The sequence below is a fragment of the Saccharothrix lopnurensis genome, from assembly GCF_042658445.1.
Lineage (GTDB): Bacteria > Actinomycetota > Actinomycetes > Mycobacteriales > Pseudonocardiaceae > Actinosynnema > Actinosynnema lopnurensis.
Window position 1 is genome coordinate 164,808 of sequence record NZ_JBHSQO010000010.1, and the last position, 24,113, is coordinate 188,920.

The 24,113-nt window shown below is 72.4% G+C and carries 14 protein-coding genes and 1 pseudogene; 4 read left to right on the forward strand and 11 right to left on the reverse strand.

From position 1 onward, the window contains the following. The 3 genes from ACFP3R_RS12720 to ACFP3R_RS12730 are packed head-to-tail and all read right to left on the reverse strand — an operon-like array spanning position 1 to position 3,051. Positions 1-828, reverse strand: coding sequence for a carbohydrate ABC transporter permease (locus tag ACFP3R_RS12720; RefSeq protein ID WP_380635788.1), 828 nt, complete (start codon positions 826-828; stop codon positions 1-3). Beyond that, positions 828-1,781, reverse strand: coding sequence for a carbohydrate ABC transporter permease (locus ACFP3R_RS12725; RefSeq protein ID WP_380635790.1), 954 nt, complete (start codon positions 1,779-1,781; stop codon positions 828-830). Before ACFP3R_RS12725 ends, ACFP3R_RS12720 begins: the two co-directional genes overlap by 1 nt. Before the next feature lie 4 nt (positions 1,782-1,785). Next, positions 1,786-3,051 (reverse strand): ABC transporter substrate-binding protein, encoded by a 1,266-nt coding sequence (locus ACFP3R_RS12730; protein WP_380635792.1) that lies wholly within the window; start codon positions 3,049-3,051, stop codon positions 1,786-1,788. Between the two features lie 292 nt (positions 3,052-3,343). On the opposite strand from ACFP3R_RS12730, the gene ACFP3R_RS12735 reads away from it, so the two are divergent. Continuing rightward, positions 3,344-4,399 carry a LacI family DNA-binding transcriptional regulator gene (locus ACFP3R_RS12735; protein ID WP_380635794.1) on the forward strand — a complete coding sequence of 352 codons (1,056 nt, stop codon included), beginning with the start codon at positions 3,344-3,346 and terminating at the stop codon, positions 4,397-4,399. 6 nt (positions 4,400-4,405) lie between these two features. On the opposite strand, the gene ACFP3R_RS12740 is transcribed toward ACFP3R_RS12735, so the two are convergent. The 8 genes and pseudogenes from ACFP3R_RS12740 to ACFP3R_RS12775 all read right to left on the reverse strand — a co-directional run bounded on the left by ACFP3R_RS12740 (position 4,406) and on the right by ACFP3R_RS12775 (position 15,960). Continuing rightward, entirely contained in the window at positions 4,406-5,317 is a 912-nt protein-coding gene (locus ACFP3R_RS12740; RefSeq protein ID WP_380635795.1) for a sugar phosphate isomerase/epimerase family protein, read from the reverse strand. Positions 5,318-5,319: 2 nt separating this feature from the next. Further along, the gene (locus ACFP3R_RS12745; RefSeq protein ID WP_380635797.1) at positions 5,320-6,504 is read right to left on the reverse strand and encodes a substrate-binding domain-containing protein; all 1,185 of its coding nucleotides are present in this window, start codon (positions 6,502-6,504) and stop codon (positions 5,320-5,322) included. A 30-nt stretch (positions 6,505-6,534) separates the two neighbouring features. Further along, positions 6,535-7,524: an ABC transporter permease gene (locus tag ACFP3R_RS12750; protein WP_380635799.1), complete on the reverse strand. Its 990-nt coding sequence runs from the start codon at positions 7,522-7,524 to the stop codon at positions 6,535-6,537. Then, on the reverse strand, positions 7,521-8,519 hold the full coding sequence (locus ACFP3R_RS12755; RefSeq protein WP_380635838.1) for an ABC transporter permease: 999 nt from the start codon (positions 8,517-8,519) through the stop codon (positions 7,521-7,523). The genes ACFP3R_RS12750 and ACFP3R_RS12755 overlap by 4 nt, the downstream gene beginning before the upstream one ends. A 5-nt stretch (positions 8,520-8,524) precedes the next feature. Continuing rightward, the gene (locus ACFP3R_RS12760; protein ID WP_380635801.1) at positions 8,525-10,003 is read right to left on the reverse strand and encodes a sugar ABC transporter ATP-binding protein; all 1,479 of its coding nucleotides are present in this window, start codon (positions 10,001-10,003) and stop codon (positions 8,525-8,527) included. 58 nt (positions 10,004-10,061) lie between these two features. Further along, positions 10,062-11,426 (reverse strand): annotated as a pseudogene (locus ACFP3R_RS12765) (RICIN domain-containing protein); the annotation flags it as partial. Between the two features lie 17 nt (positions 11,427-11,443). Continuing rightward, on the reverse strand, positions 11,444-13,141 hold the full coding sequence (locus ACFP3R_RS12770; protein ID WP_380635804.1) for a ThuA domain-containing protein: 1,698 nt from the start codon (positions 13,139-13,141) through the stop codon (positions 11,444-11,446). A gap of 23 nt (positions 13,142-13,164) precedes the next feature. After that, positions 13,165-15,960, reverse strand: a complete 2,796-nt coding sequence (locus tag ACFP3R_RS12775; protein ID WP_380635806.1) for a carbohydrate-binding protein — start codon at positions 15,958-15,960, stop codon at positions 13,165-13,167. A gap of 465 nt (positions 15,961-16,425) precedes the next feature. Between ACFP3R_RS12775 and ACFP3R_RS12780 the strand changes: the two genes are divergently transcribed. The 3 genes from ACFP3R_RS12780 (at position 16,426) to ACFP3R_RS12790 (ending at position 24,074) form a co-directional block, all read left to right on the forward strand. Next, the gene (locus ACFP3R_RS12780; RefSeq protein ID WP_380635807.1) at positions 16,426-19,257 is read left to right on the forward strand and encodes a glycosyl hydrolase family 95 catalytic domain-containing protein; all 2,832 of its coding nucleotides are present in this window, start codon (positions 16,426-16,428) and stop codon (positions 19,255-19,257) included. 186 nt (positions 19,258-19,443) lie between these two features. Continuing rightward, positions 19,444-20,244, forward strand: coding sequence for a FadR/GntR family transcriptional regulator (locus ACFP3R_RS12785; RefSeq protein ID WP_380635809.1), 801 nt, complete (start codon positions 19,444-19,446; stop codon positions 20,242-20,244). 359 nt (positions 20,245-20,603) lie between these two features. Continuing rightward, positions 20,604-24,074, forward strand: coding sequence for a ThuA domain-containing protein (locus ACFP3R_RS12790; protein WP_380635811.1), 3,471 nt, complete (start codon positions 20,604-20,606; stop codon positions 24,072-24,074). Positions 24,075-24,113: the final 39 nt, after the last annotated feature.

The window sequence follows — 24,113 nt, forward strand, 5'->3', positions numbered from 1 at the left end:
TCAGCCCTTCGTGGCCCCGGCCGTGACACCGTCGGCGATCCGGCGTTGCAGGAGCAGGTAGACGGCGAGGACGGGAACCGCGGCGATCAGCACCCCGGAGGCGAAGACGGGGATGTCGTCCGAGTACTGCCCCCGCAGCGAGGTGACCCCGACCATGAGCGTGCGGTGGTCCGCCGACGGCATCACGAGCAGGGCGATGAGCACGTCGTTCCAGCAGAAGAGGGCGTCGAGGACCCCGACCGAGATGAGCGCCGGGGCGCCCATCGGCAGCATGATCCTCCAGTAGACGCCGTACGTCGTGTTCCCGTCGATCCGGGCCGCGTCCACGATGTCCGGGGGCACCGTCGAGTAGTAGCTCGTCATGAGGAAGGCGGTGAACGGCAGGAACTGCGCCACGTACGCCAGGACGAGTCCCGGGTACGTGTCGACGAGACCGGTGTCGGCCATGACCCGGGTGAGCGGGACCATGATCACCTGGAAGGGGATGAACAGCGCGGCGAGGCAGCCGAGGCGGACGGCCGACGAACCGCGGAACCGCAACCGGGCCAGCGCGAACCCGGCCATCGACCCGAACAGCAGCAGCAGCGCGACCGAGCAGGTCACCACGACCGCGGAGTTCAGGAAGTACCGGGACACGCCCGCGGTCGTCCACGCCGTGGCGATGTTCTCCCAGTTCCACGAACCCGGGGGGGAGAACCGGTCCAGGACGTACTCGCGGCGGGTCTTCACCGCGACGTTGGCGGTGAACAGCAGGGGGTAGACCGTCGCCAGCGCGAGCACCGCCATCGGGACCGCGACGACCCACCTCGTCATCCCCCGGCCGGCCATCAGCCCTCCCTCCCCACGCGGCGCAGGACACCGATCTGGGCCGACCCGACCAGGAGCATGACCAGGAGCAGCACCGTGGACGCCGCGGAGGCGAGCGCGGGCTGGTCGAACTGCCCCTGCCGGATCCAGATGTAGTACTCGGGCAGGTAGGTGGACGCCTCCGGCCCGCCGCTGGTCATCACGTACAGCAGGCCGAACATCGAGGTCAGCAGGCCGATCGTGGTGGTCGCGAAGACGAACTGGATGGTGCGGGTCAGCCCCGGGACGATCACGTGCCGGATGGTCTGCGGGAGGGAGGCGCCGTCCACGGTGGCCGCGTCCAGCAACGAGGGGTCGAGGGCGGCGAACCCGGCCAGGAAGACGACCAGCGCCATGCCGAACGTCGCCCAGACGTGCACGCCGACGACCGCGAAGATCGCCACGTCGGGGTCCCCGAGCCAGTCCACCGGCCCGAGCCCCACCACGCCGAGGAGCTGGTTGAGGGGCCCGTCGAAACCCAGCAGCAGGTTGAAGACCGCCCCCACGATCACCGGCGAGAGCACGGCCGGGAAGAAGTAGACGCCCCGGTAGACCCGGTGCCCGGGAACCTTCAGGTAGATGAAGGTGGCGAGCAGCCCCGGGATCGCCACGGCCACCGGGAGCAGCAGCAGGAGCAGGGCGGCGTTGCCCAGCGCGGTGCGGAAGAGCGGGTCGCCGAACAGGGTCGCGTAGTTGTCGAGGCCGACCGGCGTGCCGTTGCGGTCGCCGTCACCGGTGAAGGAGAAGTTGACCCCGAGCGCCAGTGGCCACAGGCGCAGCGCGACGATGATCAGCACGGCCGGCGCGACCAGGACGAACGGCGCCAGGCGCTCGGCCCGCGACCCGCGCCGGGGTCGTCGGCGGGCCGGTGCCGGCTCGACCCGCCCGGTGGTCGGCGCCGGGCGGAGCGGGGACGGGGACGGTGCGGCCGGCACGGGATCAGCCCGCCGCGTCGGAGGCGGCCAGCTGCGCCACGGCCTCGTCGACGGTGGCGGAGCCGCTGAGCAGCTGCTGCGAGAGGCGTCCCATCAGGTCGACCGTCTTGCTGGACAGGGCGACGTGCAGCGCCGGCTTGCCCGTCCTGATCGCCGAGGTGATCGCGGCGACGGCCGGGCCGGCGGCGGAGACGTCGATGGCGGTGTCGGCCGCGATCGCGCCCGCGTCGGCGTAGAAGGCACCCAGCGCCACGGTCGACGTCAGCGAGCGCACCAGGTCGGCGGCGACCTCCGGGTCACGGGTCCACTTCGCCACCCCGTAGCCGATGCCGCCGTCGTAGGGCAGGCTCGGCGTCGCCCCGGGGTTCACCACCGGCGCCGCCATGACACCGACGTCGTCCGGGTCGAGGAACTCGCCGAAGTCCTTCCAGTGCCCGATGTCGGACACCAGCCCGATGACGTGCGCGGCCCGTCCCGACTGGAAGATGGCGAACGCGTCGTTGAACATCGCGGTGGAGTTGACCCCGTCGTTGTTCAGGCCGGCGGCGTCGACCTGCTGCCACAGCTCGAAGATCCGCTTCACGTTCGGCGAGGTCCAGTCCCGCTCCCCGGCGATCCACCGGTCGTACTCGTCCGGGGCGAGCACCGCCGATCCCATGGCGGACAGGAAGAACTGGATGCCGATGCCCTCCTTGTTGCCCACGCCGAAGCACTCGGCGCCGGTCCGGTCGGTGATGGCGCCGCAGTCCTCGACGAAGTCGGCCCAGTTCCCGGCGGGCGCCTCGGGGTCCAGACCGGCCTGCTCGTACAGCGCCTTGTTGTAGTACAGGGGATGTCCTTGCAGTGTCACCGGTGCGGCGTAGGTCTTCCCGGCGTGCGTGAACGCGTCCCAGCCGACCAGTCGCCGCCTGTCCTCGGCGACGTACTCGTCCAGCGGCAGGAGCGCGTCGACCCGGTCCCGGAGCTGACCGCCCCCGTTGAAGAGGATGACGTCGGGGCCCTTGCCGGACTGGATCGCCGCTCCGAGCAACGTGTAGTACTGGTCGAAGGGTTGCGCCACGAACTCGACGTCGACGTCCGGGTGGCTCTTGGCGAAGTCCGCCCTCGCCGCGTCGAGGTAGGCGGCGGCGTTCGCGTCACCGGACTTCCAGTCCCAGACCACGAGATCGTCGCCGGAGGTCCCGGTGCGGTCCGACACCGCGGCGCTCCCGCAGCCGCTCAGCACCAACCCCAGGACCAGGACAGCGGACCACGGTGTGCGCTGCTGCATGGCTGCTCACTTCTCCAGACGGCGGCCGGGTTACCCACCCGCTCGGCTTGCTGACGCCAAGGAGCTGACTCGGCCACCATACTGATCCACCGCCCGTTGGGGAACGATGAGTATTACTTACCACCGCCGATCCGCCGCAGACCTTGCGGCAGACGGACCCGGGTCGCGACCGCGGATGCGCAGTCGCACGAACAACATGCCGCTCCCCCTTGACGTCGGGTTAGCCGAAGAGCTGTCATGGGTAACCGGGGCCACAATCCCTTGAGTCTGACTCATCGGCGGGAGGTCCACGATGGGCGCACGACGGGTCACGTTGGCCGACGTGGCCAAGGTGGTCGGTGTCTCCCAGACCACCGTGTCCCTGGTGCTCTCGGGGCGCGGTCCGGACCTGCGGATCTCCGAGGAGGTGCAGCGACGGGTCCGCGAGGCGGCGGCGGAGATGGAGTACCGCCGCAACCGCGCGTCGTGGGAGCCGCGCGGGACGAGGACCCGGACGATCGCCCTCGTGTCCGACTCGGTCGCGGGTTCGCGGATCGCCGGCGACATGGTCAGGGGCGCGCTCGCCGCGTCCCGCCGGCACGGCGTGACGCTGCTGCTCGGCGAGACCGAGGGCGATCCCGGGCTTGAGCGCACGCTGATCGGGACGATGCGCGACCACCACGTCGACGGCATCGTGCTGGCCACGGTGCGCACCAGGAGGATCGGCGTGCCGAGGGTGCTCGCCGACGGGCCCGCCGTGCTGCTCAACGCGCTGCCCCGGGAGCCGTCCGCGCTGCCCTCCGTCCTGCCCGACGAGGTGCTGGGCGGGCGCGCCGCCGCGCGCGTGCTCCTCGACGCGGGCCACGTCGAGGGCATCCACCTCATCGGCGCCGATCCGATCGGCGGTGACGCGCCCGCGGGCGGGACCGCGGCGGTCGGCAGGCTCACCGGCATCCGCCGGGCCCTGGACGAGGCGGGGGTGGAGGTGGAGGGCGCGCGCCCGTGCCGGTGGTGGCTGCCGGAGTGCGGCTTCGCCGCGACGCGGGACCTGTTGGGCGCCAAGCGACCCCGCGCCCTGATCTGCCTCGACGACCGGCTGGCGCTGGGCGCCTACCAGGCGCTCCAGGAAGCCGGTCTCACCGTGCCCGACGACGTCTCCGTGGTCTCCTTCGACGACCACCCCATCGCCTCGTGGCTGCGCCCCGGCCTCACCACGGTCGCGTTCCCGCACCACGACCTCGGCGCGAAGGCCGTCGACCTCCTCCTGGCCGGACCCGAGCGGCAGGACGCGGGCCGCGCGGGCGGGAACGGACCGCACTACGTCCCCATGCCCGTCCGCGTTCGCGGCTCCGTGGCGCCGCCGCGATGACATCGATCAGCCCGTGAACGGCGCCGTGGCGCCGCGCAGGAAGGCCAACCCGTCGGCGGCGAGGGCGTCGGGCGATTCCGCCAGGGGCCGCCAGATCGACGCGGCCGTCGCGATCGCGGCGTTGTCGGGGGTGAACGACTCGATGCACAGCGGACCGCGGTAACCGGCACCCGCCAGCGCCCGCAGCACCGCCGGCCAGTCCTGGTGGTCCCGCCCCGGCGTGCCGCGGTCGTTGGCGCACACCTGCACGTGGGCGATCCGGGCACCCGCGGCCCGGATCGCCTCGACGGGCGACGACTCCTCGATGTTCAGGTGGTAGGTGTCCAGCGCCAGCCCCCAGCCCTCCTCGGGCAGCCCGTCCAACGCCTCCAACGCCTGCCCGACCGTGTTGATCAGGCTGGTCTCGTAGCGGTTCAGCGGTTCCACCGCGATCCGGACCCCCTTCGACGCCGCGTGCTCGACCACCGGGGCGAGGTTCGCGCGCAGCTGGGCGTAGACCTCCGGCCGGTGCCCGATCCGCCACGTGCGGCCCACCGCGCTGTAGGCCGGGCCCGCCGCCACGCCGCTGCCGACGACGGCCGCCACGTCCACGACGTGCCGCAGGTAGTCCTGGGTCTCGACGACGGCGTCGGACTCGACCAGGTCCCGACCGGGCGGCATGACGAGGCAGACGGTGGCCTTCAGGCCCAGGGCCGCCAGCAGCCCGGCCGCCCGGTGCGGGTCCCAGTCGCCGGGGTTCTCCACCGGCAGCTCGACGACGTCGAAGCTCCACCCGCGGATGCGCGGCGCGAGCACCGACAGCACGTCGTCGGTGAGGGGTGACGTCCAGACCCAGGTGCTGACCCCGATGTCCCACATGTGCGTGCTCCCGTCGGGCGAGTCGGTCCGGCGCGGGCGGATCGACCGGCGCCTGTCCACGGCTACTTCCAGGGACCGGGGTAACCCGGCATGGCCTCGCAGCCGCACATGGCGTAGTGCAGCGGCGGCATGTCGTGGTCGACGAAGTCCCGGACGTCGTCCCGGGTCACCTTCGGCTGCGGCAGCACCCACTCCTCGGGGACCTGCTTCCCCGCCAGGACCCGGAGCGCGGCGATGACCGGTGTGCGCCACTGGAACGTCGGGTACGTGGGCGCGACCGCGGTCATCCCCTCCGCGACCCACGTGCGCAGGAAGTCCTGCTGGTCCTCGCCGACGAACGGCGGGATCGGGGCGCCCGCGTCCTGGAACGCCTCGACCGCGGCCACGGCCGTCGCGCCGGCGTCCATCCACACGCCGTCGATCCGGCCCTCGCGCTGGAGGTGGTCGTTGACGATGCTCTTGGTCCTGGCCGCGTCGCCGTCGGTGAACTCGACCCCGACGACGTCCAGCCCGCTGTCCGCGAGGATCTCGTTCGCCGCGGCCCACCGCTGCTCCAGCACGTCCACGCCCGGCAGGATGCGCAGCGCCAGCACCTTGCCGCCGGGCTCCACCTCCTCCGCCAGGAACTCGGCGCCGTCGGCCCCGAACGCGAACCCGCCGATCGGGTGGATGAACGTGACCGGGCAGTCGGAGTCGACACCCCGGTCGAACACGATCACCGGCACACCGGTCGCGCACGCGGCCTCGACGGCCGGGGTCAGCGTGGCGGTGGTGTTGGGCGACACGATCAGCGCGTCGCACCCCCGGGAGGCGAACGACTGGATGTCGCTGATCTGCTTGTCGTCCTTGGCCTCCGCGTCGAGGACGGTGAACCCGGTGATCTCCGGGTGCAGCTTCACCTCCTCCGCCATGGTCCGGAACCCGACCTGCCGCCAGGGGTTGTCGACCGAGGCGTTGGAGAAGCACAGGTGGTGGTCGCCGCCGGGCTTGGCGTACCCGCTGGTGTCCACCATCTCCGGGTCGAGCATCTGCTCCCACGGCGCGGGCGCCGGTCCGCCGTCCTCGAACCCGACCGGCGTCGCGGTGCGGAACGCCAACTGGCGCTCGTACTCGGCCCGGTCGAAGAACTCCGACCCGGCGCGGTCGGGGGGCGTCGTGGCGGTCGGGCCCTCGGCGGGCAGGTCGCTCGAACACCCGGCGGTCGCGAGGGCGCCCACGAGGGCGAGTGCGGTCCACGTCCTGCGCATGGTGCTGCTCCTTGGTCCTTCGGCGGCGTTTCAGGGGATGGCGGTTCCGGTCCCGCGGGGCCGGAGCACCCGGCGCGGGCCCGTGCCGCGGGCGGCGTAGGCGACCGCGGCGATGAGGATCAGTCCCTGCACGGCGGAGTCGAGGGCGCCGGCGACGCCGAGCAGGTTCAGCAGCGAGAACAGGGCTTCCAGCGACAGCGCGCCCGCGGCCGCGGCGACCACCGAGCCCCGACCGCCCCCGAGCAGGACGCCGCCGAGCACGACCGCGGTGATGGCCCGGAACTCCAGGCCGGCGCCGACCTGCGCGGACACCCCGGCGAACCCGGCGAGCAGGACGGCGGCGAGGGCGGCCAGCAGTCCCGAGAGCACGAACGCCAGCACCCGCAGCCGGTCCACCCGCCCGCCCGCCAGCCGGACGGCGGTGTCGTTGTCGCCCACCGCGAGCAGCGTGCGCCCGGTGCCGCCGCGCATGAACAGCACCGCCCCGGCCAGGACCACCAGCAGGACGACGACAGACCAGGGCACCTGCCCCAGGACCGGCACGTCGAACCCGCCCCGGCCGAACGCCCGGAACGACGGCGACAGGGCGCCGCGCGGCGCCCCGCCGGTCCACAGGAACACCGCGCCGTCGAGCACCAGCAGCGCCCCCAACGTCACGATGAAGGACGGCACCAGCAGCTTCGTCGTGATCAGGCCGTTGACCAGGCCGACCAGGGCGCCGAAGGCGAGCAGCAGCGCGATCACCCACCACGTGTTCGCGTCGTCCCCCGAGATCAGCCGGGCGGCGATCACGACCCCCGCGGTCACCAGCGACCCCACGGACAGGTCGTAGCCGCCGGACACGACCACGAAGTACTGGCCGATCGCCAGGACCACCAGCGGCGTGGCCCGCTTGAGCAGCGCCAGGTAACCGTCCGGCTCGGCGTACGCGGGCCCGGCGAAGGCCAGGGCCACCAGCAGGACCGCCAGCACGGCGAGCACCGGCGCGGTCCCGCGGGCCGGGCGGGGTCGCCCCGTCACGCCGACCTCCGGGACGACCCGCGGCGGGCGTACAGCGCCACCGCCGCGACGAGCACGACCCCGCGGACCACGTCCTTGAAGAACGGGTCCACCGCGAGGTCGTCGAACACGGTGTCCAGGGTCGCCAGGAGCAGCACGCCGCCCACCGTGCCCGCGATACCGCCGCGGCCACCCGCGAGGGCCGTCCCACCGAGCACCACGGCCGCGATGGACTCCAGGTCGTACCCCGCGTCCGTGCCGACGTACGGCGCGCCCGACCCGAGCCTGGCGGCCAGGAACACGCCGGCGAGGCCGGCCGCGAGGGAGCACAGCACGTGCGCGGTGACGATCGTGCGGCCGGTCCGCACGCCGGACAGCCGCGCCACGTCGACGTCACCGCCGACCGCGTACATGTGGTAGCCGCCGCGGGTCCGCCGCAGGTACCACCACGCGCCCGCGGCGACCAGCAGCACCAGCAGCGCCGCCACCGGGACCGGTCCGACCCGGGCGTACCCGAGGTGCTGGAACGAGCGCGGCACGCTGCCCGCCGGCCCGGTGTAACCCTGTTCGAGGTACCCGCGCAGGACCAGCGCGACGCCGAGCGTGGCGATGAACGCGTTGACCCGGAGACCCGTGACCACGAGCCCGTTGACGAGGCCGACGACGGCCGCGACCGCCAGCGCGAGCAGCACGCCGGGCAGGACCGCCGTCCCGCTGCCCGCCATCGTCTCGGCCGCCACCAGCGAGCACAGCCCGACCAGGTAGGCGACGGACAGGTCCAGCGACCCGGTGACGACGACCAGCGTCTGCCCGATCGCGACCAGGCCGAGCGCGGTGCTCCGGGTGAGGATGGTGAGGACGCCGCCCTGGTCGAGCAGCACACCGCCGTCGAGCGCCACCAGGACGCTGCCGACCACGAGCAGCGCGGCCAGCGCGACGTACACGGTCGCGGTGGTGCTCGGGGCGGACCTGCGCGGCCGCGCGGCCACCGCGGTCCCCTGGGCGCGGTCGGGCACGACGCTCACGCCGCGCCACCGGCCCCGTGCCCGGTCGCCAGCCTCATCACGGCCTCCTCCGAGGCGCCCGCCGGCAGCTCGCCCACCACGGTCCCCCCGTGCATCACCAGGACCCGGTCGCTCATGCCGATCAGCTCCGGCAGTTCCGACGAGATCATCAGGATGGCCACCCCCCTGTTCGCGAGGTCGCGCAGCAGCCGGTGGACGGCCTGCTTCGCGCCCACGTCGACGCCGCGCGTCGGCTCGTCCACGATCAACACCCGAGGCTCGACCGCGAGCCACTTGCCGAGCACCACCTTCTGCTGGTTGCCACCCGACAGGTAGCGCACCTCCTGGTCCGGCCCGCGCGCGGTGACGGCGACCGACCGCAGCAGCTCGCCGAGGTCGGCCGAGCGCCGCGCCGCCGCTCCCCGCAACGCCGCCCGCCGCACCAGCAGGAGGTTGTCCTTCACCGACTGCCGCAGCGCCAGCCCCTCGCCCTTGCGGTCCTCGGTGACGTAGCCGATGCCGGCCCCGACCGCGGTCCGCGGTCGGTCGACGCGGACCGGCACGCCGTCCACCGCCGCGGAGCCCGCGGTGAACGGCTCCACGCCCCAGATCGCCCGCGCGGTCGCGGACCTGCCGGAACCCTGCAACCCGGCCAGGCCGACGACCTCGCCGGCGCGGACGTCGAAGGTCAGGTCGCGCACCCGGCCGTTGCCCGCGCCGCGCAGCGCCAGCCGCACGTCCCCCGGCTCGCCGCCGCGCTCCGGGTACCGGGCTTCGAGCGGGCGGCCGACCATGAGCCGCACGAGGTGGTCCGAGGTGATGTCCCGGGTGGCCGAGGTCGCCACGAGCGCGCCGTCCTTGAGCACCGTGATCCGCTGGCTGAGGTCGAACACCTCGCGCATCCGGTGGGACACGTACAGGATGGCCACCCCCCGCTCGCGCAACCGCGCCACCAGCCGGTACAGCAGTTCGACCTCGTGGTCGGCCAGCGCGGCGGTCGGCTCGTCCATGCCGAGCACCCGGGCGTCGGCGGACAGCGCCTTGACGATCTCCACCGCCTGGCGCTGCGCGACGGACAGCCGCGCGACCGGGGTCGTCGGGTCGACGGTCCCGACGCCCAGCTCGTCCAGCAGCCGGCGCGTGCCCGCCTCCATCGCCCGGCGGTCGACCCGGCCGCGCCGCACGGGCTCGCGGCCCAGGAACACGTTCTCGGCCACCGAGCGGTGGTCGAGGAGGTCGAGCTCCTGGTGGATCATCGAGATGCCCGCCGCCTGCGCGTCGCGCGGGCCGGTGAACGAGACCTCACCCCGCTCCAGCACGACCCGCCCGGAGTCGGGCCGGTGGACGCCCGCCAGCACCTTCAGCAGCGTCGACTTGCCGGCGCCGTTCTCCCCCACCAGCGCGTGGACCTCGCCCGCCCGCAGGTCGAGGTCCACGCCGCGCAGCACGGTGACGCCGAAGAAGCTCTTGGTGATGCCCTCCAGCCGCACGTTCACGCGCGAACCTCCGTCAGCTCTCCTGCGGGCGGGTGCGGTCGGACCGCCGGTGCGGTCAGAACTGCGAGATGAACCTCCACGCCTCGCCCTTGGTCCAGGTCCGGACGCCGCTCTCGGCGTAGGTGCCGTCGACCGGACCGGGCATGTGGCCGTTGTCGAACGCGGCCCACTGCACCGGGTAGCCGGCACGGCACGAGTACGCCGTGGTCACGTGGGTCATGCTGCCCGCGCCCGGTTCACGCGGGCTCTGCGGCGTGCAGCCGTTGTTGGCGACGAACCGGTCCCGCAGCTGCCGCCCCATCGAGATGTTGAGCACGTTGTCCGAGATCCCGTGCAGGCCGAAGTACGCGATCGGCTGGCTCCCGCCGCTGCACCCGCTCAGCTGGGCGCCGGCGTAGACCACCACCGCCCGGAACACGGTGGCCCGTGCGCACGCGAGCGCGTAGCTCATGCCGCCGCCGTAGCTGAACCCCATCGCGAAGCGCAGCCTCGGGTCGACGCAGAGGTCGGCCTCGATCCGCCGGATCATGTCGTCGGTGAACGTGACGTCCTCGCCGCCGGAGTTCGCCCACCCGTTGCCCAGGCCCTGGGGCGCGACCAGGATCGCGCTGTTGTTCGACTGCTCCTGCATCCCGTAGTAGGACCACGCGGTCCCGCTGGTCCCGCCGGAGGAGACGTCGTTCATGGTGCCGCCCCGCCAGTGGAACCCGAAGATCAGCCGGTAGGGGCGGTTGTTGTCGTAGCCGTCGGGGACCCGCAGGACGAAGCTGCGGCTCTTGCCGCCGCTCTGGATCGTGTGCGTGCCGCTGCGCAGCGTCGGGGTCTTGCCGCAGCCGGTGCCGCCGGGGTCGCCGCCGCCCGACACCTTGGCCAGCTGCCACTGCTGGTTGGTGCCGCCGTGGTCGGTGTACTGGACGACGTTGGCGTTGTCCGCGGTGGAGGAGCCCTGCACCTCCACGGCCTTGCCGCTGTGCCGGGCGATCAGTCGCACGTGGCCGCCGTCGGAGTCGGCCGGCCGGAACTGCTGGTTGGTCCCGCCGTGGTCGGTCCACTGCTGGATCGCGGCGCCGTCGGCGGTCGACGAGCCGGGCACGTCGAGGGCCTTGCCGGAGTGGCGGGACCTGACCCGGTAGTAGCCGTCGCCGGAGTCCACGAACTGCCACTGCTGGTTGACCCCGTCGTGCCGCGTCCACTGGGTGACCCGCGCGCCGTCGGCGGTCGACGAGCCGGACAGGTCCAGCGCCTTGCCGCTGCTGCGGTTGACCAGGACGTACCACGCGGCCGTGTCGACCGTCGCCGCCGACGCCGGTGTGGTGCCGACCGCGGTGATCGTGCCGGCCGCGAGGACGACGGCCGCGAGGGCGGTCGTCACCGGTCGTCGGCGTGCCTGTGGGGAGGCGGTCGCCTCACCGCTGATCTTCATCCGAGCGCTCCTTCGGTTCAGGGCAGGGTCCACCGCTGGTTGGTGCCGCCGTGGCAGCTCCAGACGATCAGTTGCGTGCCGTCCGCGGCACCGCCGCCGTTGGCGTCCAGGCACTTGCCCGACCGCGCGTTCACCAGGGAGCCGTTGGCGCCCTCGGTCCAGTTCTGGCCGGCACCGTCGTTGCAGGTCCACAGCCGCACCACGCTGCCGTCGGTCGAGCCGGCCGCGTCCAGGCACTTGTCCAGCGCCCGCAGGGTGGACCCGGTGACCGTCCACCGCTGGTTGACCCCGCTGTTGCAGGTCCACAGCTGCACCTTCGCGCCGTCGGCCGTGCTGCCGGCGTTGACGTCCACGCACTTGCCCGAGGCGCCGACGACCGGCCCGGTGCGCGGGGTGGTACCGCCCAGTTCCCGGATCCGGATGTCGCGGAACGACACGTCGTCGCCGGTGCCGTGGTTCTGGACGCCGACGTGCCCGGACGCCAGGGACCGGGCGGGGTCGGTGTTGGTGAAGTCGTTGACCTGCGCGCCGTTGAGGAACACCCGCAGGCGCTCTCCCTCCACCAGCAGCTCGAAGGTGTTCCACTCGCCGGGCGGGTTGAGCGCCGCGTCGCGGGCGGCCTGGTCGGCGCCCTGGAACCCGTAGACCGCGCCGGTGGTCCGGTCGGCGGTGTCGGTGGCGTCGATCTGCACCTCGTAGCCGTTGGCCATCGCCGAGTTCGGGTCCGCGCTGGGCGGGAAGCCGACGAACACCCCGGAGTTGTCGTCCCCGGGCATCCGCCAGTCCAGCTTGAGCGAGTACGAGCGGTACTCGCGCGCGCTGTGCCAGAGCAGGCCCAGGCCCCCGGACGAGGTCAGCGTGCCGTCGCTGTTGGTGAAGCCGCCGGGCCCGGCCTGCGACCAGCCGGTGGTCGAGCCGTTGTACAGCGCGGTGTAGCCGTTCTCCGGCCGGCAGTCGGCCTTGGTGCGGTTGGCCGCGTACCGGATGCCGCCGAGGACCAGGGCGCGGAACCCCGGCTCGGCGTAGCTCGCCTGGGTGTGGCCGCTGCCGGTGTAGAAGGAGCGCCCGCCCTGGACTGCCCTGCACCAGGTGAGCGGGTGGTCGGCGCCCATCGAGCCGCCGCTGTAGGTCGACTCGTCCAGCGTGGCCAGGACCCTGGCCGTGGACCGGACGCTGCCCCGGAAGTTGTACCACTCGTCGGTCCTGGTCCACGTCGGGCCGAGGTGCGCGGTGGCCGCGTGCGCCCGGTTCTCCACCCGGACCGTCGCCTGCTGGACGGCCGGGTGCGAGGTGAAGTAGGTGCCGACCAGCTCGCCGTAGAACGGCCAGTCGTACTCGGTGTCGGACGCCGAGTGGACTCCGACGTACCCGCCCCCGCCCCGGACGTAGGACTCGAACGCGGTCTGCTGGGTCGCGTTGAGCACGTCCCCGGTGGTGTTGAGGAACACCACGGCTTCGAACCGCGCCAGGTCGGTGGTGGTGAACCGGGTCGAGTCCTCGGTGGTGGTGACCGTGAAGCTGTTGGCCGCGCCCAGGTCCCGGATCAGCTGGATGCCGGCCGGGATCGCGTCGTGGCGGAAGCCCGCGGTCTTGGAGAACACCAGTACGTCGTACGGCGCGTCGGCCGCGACGGCCGGTGCACCGGGGTTGAGCGCGGCGACGGTGATGGCGGCCGCGGCCAGGCCGATCGCGCGTCGGGTGCGGGAGCGTTCCATCTCTGTCCGTCCTCGCTTGCTCATCAGGGCAGGGTCCACCGCTGGTTGGTGCCGCCGTGGCAGCTCCAGACGATCAGCTGGGTGCCGTCCGCGGTGGCGCCGCCGTTGGCGTCCAGGCACCTGCCGGACTGGGTGTTGACCAGGGAGCCGTTGGCGCCCTCGGTCCAGTTCTGGCCGGCACCGCCGTTGCAGGTCCACAGCCGCACCACGCTGCCGTCGGCGGAGCCGGCCGCGTCCAGGCACCTGTCCAGCGCGCGCAACGTCGTCCCGCCGACCGTCCAGCGCTGGTTCGCGCCGCCGTTGCAGGTCCACAGCTGCGCCTTCGCGCCGTCGGCCGTGCTGCCGGCGTTGACGTCCACGCACTTGCCCGAGGCGCCGACGACCGGTCCGGTCCGCGTGCCCGTCGACGTGCCGAACGTGTAGGCGTCGACGTCGAAGAGGGTGCCCGTGCCGCCGGCGAAGGTCAGGTACAGCACCACGGTGCCGGTCGGCGCGGCGGACAGGGCCGTGGACACGTCGGTGAACGTGTCCCACCCCCCGGTCACCGGCACGGTCACCGAGCCGAGCACCGTGCCCGTCGGTGAGCCGGTCCGCACGGACAGCGTCCCGCCCGAACCGGCGGACGACACCCGGGCGGTGAACCTGTTCGCCCCGCCGAGCGCGTACGGCTCGAACGCGATCCAGTCGCCGTTCTGGATGTCGCCGACGGTCCGCCCGCCCTCGGCGGCGGCCTTGTCGTAGAGGCCGGTGCCGGACTGCGCCGAGAAGTGCTCGGCCTGGCGGTGCCGCAGTTGCAGCACGTGCTGCGTGTGCGTGGTCACCGGCGGCTGGCCGTTCGCACCGGAGTCGGTGTACTCGGCGTCGAAGACCGCGAACAGGTTCGCCGCCGTGTCGTGCTCGCCGTCCACCGGGATGCGCAACGTCCCCGAGCAACCCGTCTGCGTGGTGATCGGGTGGCCGTGGCTGTCGTGGCCGAGCAGGTAGCTGAGCTTGACCCTGGTGCAGTCGATCGTGCCGTCCTCCCGGTCGGACGCCGTGATCGTGTAGGGCACGCTGTCGCCGAAGCTGAACAGGGCTCCGTTGACCGGCGCGTCCAGCCTGACCGTCGGGGCGGTGTTCCCGACCGAGATCGACACCGTCGCGGAGCCCGAGCGGCCCCCGGGATCGGTCACGGTGAGCGTCGCCGAGTACTGGCCGTTGGCCGTGTAGGTGTGGCCGGGGTTGGCGGCGGTGGACGTGGTGCCGTCGCCGAAGTCCCACGAGTGGGCCAGTGCGCCGCCCTCGGGGTCCGAGGAGCCGGCCGACGAGAAGGTCACCGCCAGCGGCGCGCTGCCGGACGTGCGGTCGGCGGCCGCCCGCGCGGTCGGCGCCCTGTTCCCGGCGGGGTTGTACTCGATGCGGTAGAGCGCGGAACTGGCGTCGCCGCTGCCCCAGCCGGTGCCGTAGTCGAGCACGTACAGGGCACCGTCCGGGCCGAAAGCGGCGTCCATGACCTGCGTGCCGCGCCACGGGAAGTCGCTGATCTGCCCGGCCGAGCCGTCGGTGCCGACGTCGATGGTCTTGATCCAGCGCCGGCCGAACTCGGTGGCGAACACGTGCCCGTCGAGCGAGGGCGGGAACTTGATCGACGACGGGTTGGCCGCGTCGTACCGGTACACCGGCGCGCTCATCGGGGACTCCGAACCGCAGCCGAACGCGGAGATGGAGCAGTTGTCGTACTTGAGCCACGCCGAGCGCGCGGCGGGCAGGGCGGTCAACCCGGTGTTGCGCGGCGAGTTGTTGACCGGGGCGGCGCAGTTGAACCGGTTCCCGGACGGCCCCGAGGGGAACGCGTAGTCCACGTACGCCTCCGCGGTCGTGTTCGAGCCGACGCAGTAGGGCCAGCCGAAGTTGCCCGCCGAGGTGATCCGGTTGAACTCCACCAGGCCGGCCGGGCCGCGCGCGGAGGTGCTCGTGCCCGCGTCCGGCCCGTACTCGCCGAGGTGGATCGCGCCGGTCGGCTTGTCCACGTTGAAGCGGAACGGGTTGCGCAGGCCCATCGCGTAGATCTCCGGCCGGGTGCCGGGGGTACCGACCGGGAACAGGTTGCCGGACGGGATCGAGTACGAGCCGTTGGCGTTCACCTTGATCCGCAGCACCTTGCCGCGCAGGTCGTTCGTGTTGCCGGCGCTGCGCTGCGCGTCGTAGGCGGGGTTGCGGTTGGTCCGCTCGTCGATCGGGGTGTAGCCGCCGGAGTCGAACGGGTTCGAGTCGTCACCGGTGGACAGGTACAGGTTGCCGGCCGCGTCGAAGTCGATGTCCCCGCCGACGTGGCAGCACATGCCCCGGTCGGTCGCGACCTCCAGCACCGTCACCTGGCCGGCCGTGTTCAGCGTGAAGTCGGCGTTCAGGGCGAACCTGGACAGCCGGTTGACCCCCTTCCACGGCGAGAAGTCCGTTCCGGTGGCGGGCGCGTCGCCGCCCGGGGTCGACAGCGGCGGCGCGTAGAAGAGGTAGATGAACCGGTTGGAGGCGAAGCCGGGGTCGACACCGATGCCCTGGAGGCCCTCTTCGTCGTGGGTGTAGACGGGTACCGTGCCGATCACCCCGGTGACGCCGTCGGCGGTGGTGCGCCGCACCGTCCCGTTGCGGGAGGTGTGCAGCACCGAGCGGTCCGGCAGCACGGCGAGCGTCATCGGCTCGCCCACCTCGGCGACGCCGCGGGCGAGTTCGACCTGCTGGAAGTCGGCCGGGTTGACCGCGTGCGCGACGGCCGGCGACGAGGTGCCGACCACCGTGGCCACCACACCGGCGACCACGAGGAGGGCCGCCGTCGACACCGCTCCGATGCGGCGTGGGGCGGAGTTCCCGGCGGAGCGCCGGCCGGGGGTTCTCCGCCCGGGAGGAAAGGGGTTGCGTCGCATCGAGAAGTCTCCCTCGTCATCGTTGACGGGCGGACCGGGACGTGCGCGGCGACCAGGACCTTTCGGCACGGTAACCACCGGCGACATCGAGCGTCAACGCTCAAAGTTGCTAAATATGTTAGCGCTCACCAAGTATTCGGCCTGTGTTTTCGCCTTTCCTGGACACCACTTCAATCGTCGAATTCGAGTTCGATGAGGTCAGTACGTTGCTAAAGATGTTAGCGTTCACATTGAGCTGTTCCCGGTGGTTGACGGTCGGGATCGCCGGTGGCTACCTTGCCTGGAGGCTCCGGTTGAGCGCGTTCGCGCAGGGCTCCCGGCGCACCGGCCACCGTCCGCTCGGGAGGACCCAGCATGTCGGACTTGCCACGAAGGCGATTGATGGAGCTCGGTGCGGCCGGAGCCGGGGCCGCGCTGGTGCCGGGCGGCTGGGCGGCGACGGCCCGCGCCGACCCGGCCGCACCTCCGGAGGTGCGCGCGGTCGACGACCTGGCGCTGTGGTACGACCAGCCGGCCGGGACCGACTGGCTCCGCGCGCTGCCGGTCGGCAACGGCCGCCTCGGCGCGATGGTGTTCGGCAACGTCGACTCGGAACGGTTGCAGCTCAACGAGGACACGGTCTGGGCCGGCGGCCCCCACGACTACACCAACACGCGCGGCGTGAGCGCCCTGCCGGAGATCAGGCGGCTGGTGTTCGCCGACCAGTGGGCGCAGGCGCAGGCCCTCGTCGACCAGGCGATGCTCGGCAACCCCGCGGGCCAGCTCGCCTACCAGACCGTCGGCGACCTCAGGCTCACCTTCCCCACCCCCGGCGGGGTGTCCGGTTACCAGCGCCGGCTCGACCTGACGACCGCGACGGCCACCGTGACCTACGTGACGAACAACGTGCGGTACCGGCGCGAGGTCATCGCCAGCGCGGCGGACCAGGTGATCGCCGTGCGGCTGACGGCCGAGACGCCGGGGTCGGTCTCGTTCACGGCCTCGTTCGGCACGCCCCAGCGCGCGACCGCGTCGAGCCCGGACGGCACGACGATCGCCTTGGACGGACGGTCCGGCGACCAGCGGGGCATCGCGGGCTCGGTCCGGTTCCTCGCGTTGGCCAGGGCCGTCGCCACCGGCGGGAGCACCGGCAGTTCCGGCGGCGTGCTGCGGGTGTCCAACGCGGACGGCGTCACGCTGCTGATCTCGATCGGCACCAGCTACGTCGACTACCGCAACGTCGCCGGCGACTACCAGGGCATCGCCCGGGGCCGCCTCAACGGCGCGCAGGGCACGTCGTACGACGTGCTGCGCGGCCGGCACGTGGCCGACCACCAGCGGCTGTTCGGGCGGGTCACCCTCGACCTGGGGCGCACCGCGGCGGCGGACCAGCCGACCGACGTCCGGATCGCCCGGCACAACTCCACCACCGACCCGCAGTTCGCCGCCCTGCTCTTCCAGTACGGCCGCTACCTGCTGATCTCGTCCTCGCGACCGGGCACCCAGCCCGCCAACCTCCAGGGCATCTGGAACGACCAGCTGGCCCCGTCGTGGGAGTCGAAGTACACGATCAACGCCAACCTGCCGATGAACTACTGGCCGGCCGACACGACCAACCTGGCCGAGTGCCACGAGCCGGTGTTCCGCATGATCGAGGACCTGACCACGACCGGCGCCCGCACCGCGCGGGCCCAGTACGGCGCCGGCGGCTGGGTCACCCACCACAACACCGACGCCTGGCGGGGTTCCTCGGTCGTCGACGGCGCGCTCTGGGGCATGTGGCAGACCGGCGGCGCCTGGCTCGCCACCATGATCTGGGACCACTACCTGTTCACCGGCGACACCGCGTTCCTGAGTTCCCGCTACCCCGCGATGAAGGGCGCCGCCCAGTTCTTCCTGGACACCCTGGTCGAGGAACCGAACCTCAGGTGGCTCGTCACCAACCCGTCGAACTCGCCGGAGCTGCCCCACCACGCCAACGCGAGCGTGTGCGCCGGCCCCACGATGGACATGCAGATCCTGCGCGACCTGTTCGAGGGCTGCGCCCGCGCCTCCGAGGTGCTGGGCGTGGACACCGACTTCAGGGCACGGGTCCGCGCGACCGCCCAGCGGCTGGCCCCCACCCGGATCGGCTCCCGGGGGAACATCATGGAGTGGCTGTACGACTGGGTCGAGACCGAGCCGAACCACCGGCACGTCTCGCACCTGTACGGCCTGCACCCGAGCAACCAGATCACCCGGCGTGGCACCCCCCAGCTGTTCGAGGCCGCCCGGCGCACCCTCCAGCTGCGCGGTGACGCCGGCACCGGCTGGTCCCTGGCCTGGAAGATCAATTTCTGGGCGCGGCTGGAGGAGGGCGGCCGGGCGCACGACCTCATCCGCTCCCTGGTGACGCCCGAGCGCCTCGCGCCCAACATGTTCGACCTGCACCCGCCGTTCCAGATCGACGGCAACTTCGGCGCGACCTCCGGCATCGCCGAGATGCTGCTGCACAGCCACAACGGCGAGCTGCACCTGCTGCCCGCGCTGCCGCCCGCCTGGCCGAACGGGAGGGTGGACGGGCTGCGCGGCCGGGGCGGTTACACGGTCGGGGCGGTGTGGAGCGGCGGCTGGGCCACCGAGCTGACCGTCACCCCCGACCGCGACGGCGTCGTCAGGGTGCGCAGCCGGGCGTTCACCGGCACCCACGAACTGCGCGACCTGACCACCGGCGCCGCGGTGCAGCCGGAGCGGGTCGAGCCCGACCTGGTCCGGTTCACCGGGCAGGCCGGCCACACCTACCGCGTGACCTCGCAGGGCCGGCCGCCCCTGGTCGAGCCCGGGGTGAACTACCACCTGGTGGCGCAGCACAGCGGCAAGCGGGCCGACGTCAACGGCGCCTCGACCGCGGCCGGGGCCACCCTGGTCCAGTGGCCGGCCGGCGGCGGCCTGAACCAGCAGTTCGACTTCCTGCCCTCCGGCGACCACTACCGGGTGCGGGCCCGGCACAGCGGCCTGGTGCTCCAGGTCTCGGGCACCGCCGGCGGCGCCGACATCACCCAGCAGCGCGATGCCGGGACCCCGAACCAGCTGTGGCGACCGGTCGACCACGGCGGCGGCGTGGTGAGCCTGGTCAACCAGCAGAGCGGCCTGGCGATGGACGTGTGGTCCGCCTCCACCGCCGACGGCGCCCGGATCTCGCAGTGGGCGCTCACCGGCGGCGCCAACCAGCGGTTCCAGCTCCAGCGCGCCTGACAGCGATAAGCATGCTTATTTAGTGACTCACCGCAATTAAGGAGGCACCCAGAGTAAACAACAGCTCTGACGAGCCACGACAGGCGCCCCTCGTACCCCGACGCGGGGCGCCTCCTCGGCCTGTAAGCTGACCGAACGGTGTTGAGCCGTCGTACTCTTCAGGTGGCCCGTCACGAAGGAGCGGCGTTGACGGATGGCGCACTCGTACCGGGGGTCTCGGCCGGCGCCCCGAACGGGCGGCCGGAGACCGGGCAGCCGGAGACCACCCGACCGGCCGGTCCCTACCGGCCCGGCTACGAACTGGTGGCCGAGCAGATCCTCCAGCTCATCGCCGACCTGGAGCTGAGGCCGGGCGACCGGATGCCGACCGAGAACGAGCTGGCCGCGCGGATGGGCACCAGCCGCACGGTGGTGCGGGAAGCCGTGAAGATCCTCTCCGCGATCGGGCGGGTGCGGGCGCACAAGGGCCGCGGGCTCTACGTCGCCGACGACGAGGGGATGCTCGGCTCCTCCCGCTGGGGCGGCTTCTTCCTGCCGACCAACCTCGACCACGTCTACATGCTCTTCGAGTTCCGCCGCGTGCAGGAGACCGCGGCCGGCAGGCTGGCCGCGGTCCACGCCACCCCGGCCGAGCTGCGCGCCATCGGCGCCGCCGCCGAGATGTGCCGACAGGGCCACCTGACCGACGAGGTCGCGCTGTTCGACCGGGGCGACGAGGACTTCCACCTGGCCGTCGCCACGGCGTCCCACAACCAGTTCCTCGTCGCCGCGGTGCGCGAGGCCCGCAGGCTGCAACGCCAGTCGAGCACCATCGGACTGCGCGGCACCGTCGGCGGCCACGCGGCCGAGGCGGTCGAGGAGCACCTCGCGATCTACCACGCGATCCGCGACGGCGATCCCGAGGCCGCGGCGGCGGCCGCCGGGCTGCACCTCGACAACACCCTCCAGGACTACCGCAGCGAGATCCAGCGGCGGCTCTTCGGCTGAACCCGCCGGGGTCGGTCCGCGAGCCCTCAGGGGCCCGGACCCGCGTGGCCGCGCACCTCTGGACTCCCCGCGTTGACGTGTGCTACAAATCGCATTGACGGAGCGATGTGTACGACACAAATCCGGGGTGACGACACACCGGCCGCCGATCTCCGCGGTCGAGCCCCGGGAGCGCCTCACCGCCACCCGTCGACCCCGAACCCGAGCCGGTGCCGTGCGCCGCGCCGGCTCGACCCCGCGCACCCGCGTCCTGTCACCCGACGGGGAATCCTCCGTGTCCGGGACCGACGGCACGACTCCGCGCACACCGCCGCCGCGTAATCCGATCAGTCGCCTTCAAGTGCCCCACAGGAGTGGCAATGCGACACAGGTTCGCGCGCCTGCTCTCGATCGCAGGCTGCGCGCTGGTGATGACGGGACTGGCCTCGCCACCCGCACCCGCGCACCCCGAAGGGTTCCACGTCCTGCTGTTCAGCAAGACCGCCGCCGGGGCCTACCGACACGACTCGATCCCCGCCGGCATCACCATGTTCGAGCAGCTGGCCGCCCAGAACGACTGGGAGCTGACCAGGAGCGAGGACTCGTCGGTCTTCAACGACGCCGCGCTCGCCACCTTCGACGTGGTCGTCATGCTCCAGACCTCCGGCATGGTGTGGGACAACGACGCGCAGCGCGCAGCGGCGCAGAGGTACATGCGCGGCGGCGGCGGTTTCGTCGCGATCCACAACGCGACGGACATGAACGTCGAGCAGCAGTTCCCGTGGTGGGACCAGGTGCTCGGCGCGACCATGACGCAGCACTCGGCCACCGTGACCGGCACCGCCGAGGTCGCCGACCGCGTTCACCCGTCCGGGGCCGGGCTGCCGGACCGGTGGACGCGCACCGAGGAGTGGTACAACTTCACCCGCTCGGTGCGGGGCAACGCGCACGTGCTGGTGACCGCGGACGAGACGACGTACGACCCCGGTTCGAGCCGGATGGGCCACGACCACCCGATCTCGTGGTGCCGCAACTTCGAGGGCGGTCGGCTGTGGGCCACCGCCATGGGCCACCAGGCGTCCGGCTACTCGGAACCGCTGTTCCGCGAGCACGTCAAGGGTGGCGTGGAGTCGGCGGGCGGCAAGGTCCAGGCCGACTGCGGGCCCACGGTGTGGAACAGCTTCGAGAAGGTGACGCTGGACGACAACACCGTGGGACCGGCGGCGCTCGACGTCGCCCCGGACGGCCGCGTGTTCTACGCGGAGTACGGCGGCAGGGTGAAGGTCCACAAGCCCGACACCCGCACCACCGTCACGGCGGCCACCCTGAGCGTCTACACCGGCGGCGAGGACGGCCTGACCGGGCTCGCCCTGGACCCGAACTTCGCCACCACCCGGTGGATCTACCTGATGTACTCCCCCGCCGGCGGCGGCGAGGACATCGCGCGGGTCTCCCGGTTCACCGTGACCGGCGACGCGCTGGACCCGTCCAGCGAGCGGGTGCTGATGAAGGTGCCGTCGTCGCGGCAGGCGCCGGAGCCCGGCCACACCGGCGGGTACATCGCGTTCGGCCCGAACGGCGACCTCTACATCGGCACCGGCGACGACGTCCAGCCGCACCGCTCCGACGGCTACGCGCCGATCGACGAGCGGCCGGGCTGGTCGAGCAACGACGTCCAGGCCACCTCGGCCAACACCAACGACCTGCGGGGCAAGATCCTGCGCGTCCACCCGGAGACCAACGGGACCTACACCGTCCCGGCCGGCAACATGTTCGCGCCGGGCACGGCCAGGACGAGGCCCGAGATCTACGCGATGGGCTTCCGCAACCCGTTCCGGTTCTCGGTGCACCCGACGACGGGAGCGGTCTACGCGGCCGACTACGGCCCGGACGCGGCCAACGACAACGCCAACCGCGGCCCCGGCGGAATCGTGGAGTGGAACGTCATCACCTCGCCCGGCTTCTACGGCTGGCCGTACTGCATCGGCGACAACATCCCGTTCAACGACCACAACTTCGCCACCGGCCAGTCCGGCGCGAAGTTCGACTGCGACCGGCCGGTGAACAACTCGCCCAACAACACCGGCCTGAGCGAGCTGCCGGCCGCGCGCAAGGCCGACGTCTGGTACGGCAACGGCGCGAACGGCAACAGGTTCCCGGAGATGGGCAGCCCCTCGGGCGGCGAGGCCCCCGGCGCGTTCCCGGTCTACCGGTACGACGCGGACAACCCGTCACCGACCAAGTTCCCGGCCTACTTCGACGAGACACCGTTCTTCGGCGAGTGGGCGCGCAACCGGCTGTGGGAGTTCCGGCTCGGCCAGGACGGGAAGCTGTTGAAGATCAACGACTTCCTGCCGAACCTGGGCTTCAGGTCGCCGCTGGACGCGAAGTTCGGCCCGGACGGAGCGATGTACCTGCTCGAATGGGGCTCCGGCTACGGTCGGGACAACCCCGACTCCGGGCTCTACCGCATCGACTACCGCAGCGGCGACCGCAGCCCGGTCGCGACCGCGACGGGCACGCCCACCTCGGGGTCCTCGCCCCTGGCGGTGCGGTTCTCCAGCGCCGGCTCCGGCGACCCGGAAGGCGGCCCGGTGACCTACCGGTGGGAGTTCGGTGACGGCGGCACGTCCACCGAGGCCAACCCCGCGCACACCTACACCGCCAGGGGGCAGTTCAACGCCAAGCTCACCGTCACCGACGCGGGCGGGAAGTCCGGCGTGACCAGCGTGGTCGTGACCTCGGGCAACACCGCGCCCACGGTCGCCCTGAGCGTCCCCGACGGCGGCGTGTTCGGCTGGGGCGACACGATCCCGTACACGGTCGCGGTCACCGACCCCGAGGACGGCACGATCGACTGCGGCCGGGTGACCACCACCCCGGCGCTGGGCCACGACCAGCACGGGCACGACCTCGCGCCGATCCCCGGCTGCTCGGGCACGTTCAGGGCCGAGACCGACAGCGCGCACGCCGAGTTGAACTCGTTCTGGGTGGCGGACAGCAGGTACACCGACAGGGGCACGACCGGGGTGCCGGCGCTGGAGGGCAGCCGGAAGGTCCTGCTCCAGCCCAAGCGCAAGCAGGCCGAGCACTTCACCGGCTCCTCGGGCGTGCGGGTCGTGTCCCAGTCGGGGGCCGAGTCGGGCGGTCGGATCGGCGACATCGGCAACAACGACTGGATCTCGTTCACCCCGTACAACTTCACCGGTGTCAACCAGGTGTCCCTCCGGCTGTCCTCGCCGAGCGGCGGTGGTTCGGTCGAGCTGCGCGCCGGTTCACCGACCGGGGCGCTGATCGCCACGGTGCCGGTGCCGAGCACCGGTGGCTGGGACGCCTACGCGAGCACGCCCGCGGTGAACGTCACCGCCCCGGGGGGCACCACGGAGCTGTTCGTGGTGTTCAAGACGGGCACGGCCAACTCCTATGACCTCGACTCGTTGACGTTGGTCGGGCCCGGGGTCGGCACACCGGGCAGCGGTGGCGCGAACCGCATCGTCGGCGTCGGCGGCAAGTGCGTCGACGTCAACAGCGGCAGCACCGCCGACGGGGCCAAGGTCCAGCTGTGGACCTGCAACGGCGGCGCGAACCAGGCGTGGACGCGCTCCGGGCAGACCCTCCGGGCCCTGGGCAAGTGCCTGAACGTCAGCGGCGGCAGCACCGCCGACGGCGCGCAGGCGCAGCTGTGGACCTGCAACGGCTCCGCCGCGCAGAACTGGGAGGCGCAGTCCGACGGCACGATCCGCAACAACGGCAAGTGCCTCGACGCCAACGGCGGCAGCTCCGCCGACGGCACCCAGCTGATCATCTGGACCTGCAACGGCGGCGCCAACCAGCGGTGGGCGCTGTCCTGAACGGGGGGTCCGCGGCCCCGGCACGCGCCGGGGCCGCGG

What these genes read in the sequence shown, in the direction of transcription:
- ACFP3R_RS12735 (WP_380635794.1), top strand. Translation starts at nt 3,344, where the DNA reads ATGGGCGCACGACGGGTCACGTTGGCCGACGTGGCCAAGGTGGTCGGT.
- ACFP3R_RS12730 (WP_380635792.1), bottom strand. Translation starts at nt 3,051, where the DNA reads ATGCAGCAGCGCACACCGTGGTCCGCTGTCCTGGTCCTGGGGTTGGTG.
- ACFP3R_RS12770 (WP_380635804.1), bottom strand. Translation starts at nt 13,141, where the DNA reads ATGGAACGCTCCCGCACCCGACGCGCGATCGGCCTGGCCGCGGCCGCC.
- ACFP3R_RS12790 (WP_380635811.1), top strand. Translation starts at nt 20,604, where the DNA reads ATGCGACACAGGTTCGCGCGCCTGCTCTCGATCGCAGGCTGCGCGCTG.
- ACFP3R_RS12720 (WP_380635788.1), bottom strand. Translation starts at nt 828, where the DNA reads ATGGCCGGCCGGGGGATGACGAGGTGGGTCGTCGCGGTCCCGATGGCG.
- ACFP3R_RS12745 (WP_380635797.1), bottom strand. Translation starts at nt 6,504, where the DNA reads ATGCGCAGGACGTGGACCGCACTCGCCCTCGTGGGCGCCCTCGCGACC.
- ACFP3R_RS12780 (WP_380635807.1), top strand. Translation starts at nt 16,426, where the DNA reads ATGGAGCTCGGTGCGGCCGGAGCCGGGGCCGCGCTGGTGCCGGGCGGC.